Raw genomic sequence first — 2,548 nt, forward strand, 5'->3', positions numbered from 1 at the left:
GGAGAGGGGCTTTGGGCGTTGCGTCCTGCCGCCCTTCTCCCACCGGGAGAAGGTGCCGCGCAGCGGCGGATGAGGGTGCGGGCGGGCCTGTGCTGTTCGGCTGCACGAGGCTTCGCCCCGTACCCTCACCCCAACCCCTCTCCCGGAGGGAGAGGGGCTTTTATCGCTCCGACGGCAGCGGGGTCGCCTCCGCGCCACGCGCCGCATAGAAGGACCGGCGGAACTGGGCAAAGGTTCCCGCGGCGATCGCCGCGCGCATGTCGGCCATCAGCTTCTGGTAGTACCAGAGGTTGTGCAGGGTGCCCAGCATCGGCGCCAGCATCTCGTTGCAGCGGTCCAGGTGGCGCAGATAACTGCGGGTATAGCCGCCGCTGCAGGCATGGCAGCCGCACCCGGGCTCGATCGGGTCCAGGTCGCGCTCGTAGCGCGCGTTGCGGATGCGCACGGTGCCGAACGAGGTGAAGTAGTGGCCGTTGCGCGCGTTGCGGGTCGGCATCACGCAGTCGAACATGTCCACGCCGCGGGCCACGCCCTCGACCAGGTCCTCCGGCCGCCCCACCCCCATCAGGTAGCGCGGGCGGTCGGCCGGCAGCCGCGGATGCAGGTGCTCGAGCATCGCGTTGCGCTCGTGCTCCGGTTCGCCCACCGCCAGCCCGCCGATGGCGTAGCCGTCGAAGCCGATCGCCTGCAGGCCCTCGATCGAGCGCGTGCGCAGGTCCGGGTGCACCCCGCCCTGGACGATGCCGAACAGCGCCGCGTCGTTGCTCAAGGCCTCGTGCGCGTCGCGCGAGCGCTGCGCCCAGCGCAGGCTCAGCTCCATCGAGCGCCGCGCCACGTCCTCGGTGGCCGGGTAAGGCGTGCATTCGTCGAAGATCATCACGATGTCCGAATCGAGCACCTTCTGGATCTTCATGCTCTCCTCCGGGCCCAGGAACACCTTGGCGCCGTCGGTCGGCGAGGCGAAGGTCACGCCCTGCTCGCTGATCTTGCGCCGGTGCGCCAGCGAGAACACCTGGAACCCGCCCGAATCGGTGAGGATCGGCCCGTCCCAGCGGGCAAAGCCGTGCAGGCCGCCGTGGTCGCCGATCACGTCCAGGCCCGGCCGCAGGTACAGATGGAAGGTGTTGCCGAGGATGATCTGCGCGCCCAGCGCGCGGATCTGCTCGGGCAGCACGCCCTTGACCGTGCCGTAGGTGCCGACCGGCATGAACGCGGGGGTTTCCACCGTCCCGCGCGGAAAGCTCAGGCGGCCGCGGCGCGCGGCGCCGTCGGTGGTGTGGAGCTGGAACTGCAGTCGGGACATGGAGAGGCCGGGATGGGGAATTCGGGATTCGGGATGGGCGACGCACGGAGGTGACGGACAGGGGGTTGCTACGAATCCCCGATCCCCACTCCCGAATCCCCGCCCCACAGCAACATCGCATCGCCATAGCTGAAGAAGCGGTAGCGCTGCTCGATCGCATGGCGATACGCGGCGAAGATGCGCTCGCGGCCGGCGAAGGCCGACACCATCATCAGCAGCGTGCTTTCCGGCAGGTGGAAGTTGGTGACCATCGCATCGACGCTGCGGATGCGGTAGCCGGGCAGGATGAAGATCTGCGTCTCGCCGGCGAACGGGTGCAGCTCGCCGCTGCCGGATGCGCTTTCCAGCGCGCGCACGACGGTGGTGCCGACCGCGATCACGCGGCCGCCGGCCGCGCGCGTGCGCCGCACCTGCTCGACCAGGTGCGCGCCGACGTTGAGCCATTCGCGGTGCATCACGTGCTGCTCCAGCGCCTCCGCCCGCACCGGCTGGAAGGTGCCGGCGCCGACGTGCAGGGTGACGTGGCCGAATTCGATCCCGCGCGCCTGCAGCGCCTGCAGCAGCGGCGCGTCGAAATGCAGGCCGGCGGTCGGCGCGGCGACCGCGCCGGCTTCGCGCGCGAACACGGTCTGGTAGCGCTCGCGGTCGTCCAGCCCCGGTTCGCGGCGGATGTACGGCGGCAGCGGCAGCCGTCCGGCCTGCTGCAGCCACGACTCCAGCGTATCGGGCACATGGAACTGCAGCACGTAGAACTCGCCGTCGCGGTCGAGCACCTCGGCCTCGCCGCCGGCGTCCAGGGCGATGCGGGCGCCGGCCTTGGGCGACTTGCTCACCCCCAGCTGCGCGCGCGCCCTCTGCGCGCCGAGCAGGCGCTCGATCAGGATCTCCACGCGCCCGCCGGTGCGCTTCTGCCCGAACAGCCGCGCCGGAATCACCCGGGTATCGTTGAACACCAGCAGGTCGCCGGCGCGAAGCAGCCCGGGCAGGTCGCGCACCTGGCGGTCGGCGAACGGCGCCGGCGCCGGTGGCACCAGCAGCAGGCGGCTGGCCGAACGCTCGGGCAGCGGCGCCTGTGCGATCAGCGCCTCGGGCAGTTCGTAGCGGAAATCGGACTTCTTCAACGCCGGCGGGTCGCGGAACAGATGGCCGGACATTGTAGCGGGACCGAGGACCGAGGACCGAGGACCGAGGACCGAGGACCGAGGACCGAGGACCGAGGACCGAGGACCGAGGACCGAGGACCGA

The 2,548-nt window shown here is 70.8% G+C and carries 2 protein-coding genes; both read right to left on the minus strand.

The features are described 5' to 3' along the window. Positions 1-160: 160 nt before the first annotated feature. Positions 161-1,303: a tRNA guanosine(34) transglycosylase Tgt gene (gene tgt / locus JR065_RS21315; RefSeq protein WP_206236528.1), complete on the minus strand. Its 1,143-nt coding sequence runs from the start codon at positions 1,301-1,303 to the stop codon at positions 161-163. 68 nt (positions 1,304-1,371) lie between these two features. Then, complete coding sequence (queA, locus tag JR065_RS21320) at positions 1,372-2,424, minus strand: tRNA preQ1(34) S-adenosylmethionine ribosyltransferase-isomerase QueA (RefSeq protein WP_206236529.1); 1,053 nt, start codon at positions 2,422-2,424, stop codon at positions 1,372-1,374. Positions 2,425-2,548 lie beyond the last annotated feature (124 nt).

The sequence above is a fragment of the Xanthomonas sp. genome, from assembly GCF_017163755.1.
In the GTDB taxonomy this organism is placed as follows: Bacteria; Pseudomonadota; Gammaproteobacteria; order Xanthomonadales; family Xanthomonadaceae; genus Xanthomonas_A.

Coding starts and splice junctions, on each gene's coding strand:
- tgt (WP_206236528.1), bottom strand. CDS start 1,303: ATGTCCCGACTGCAGTTCCAGCTCCACACCACCGACGGCGCCGCGCGC.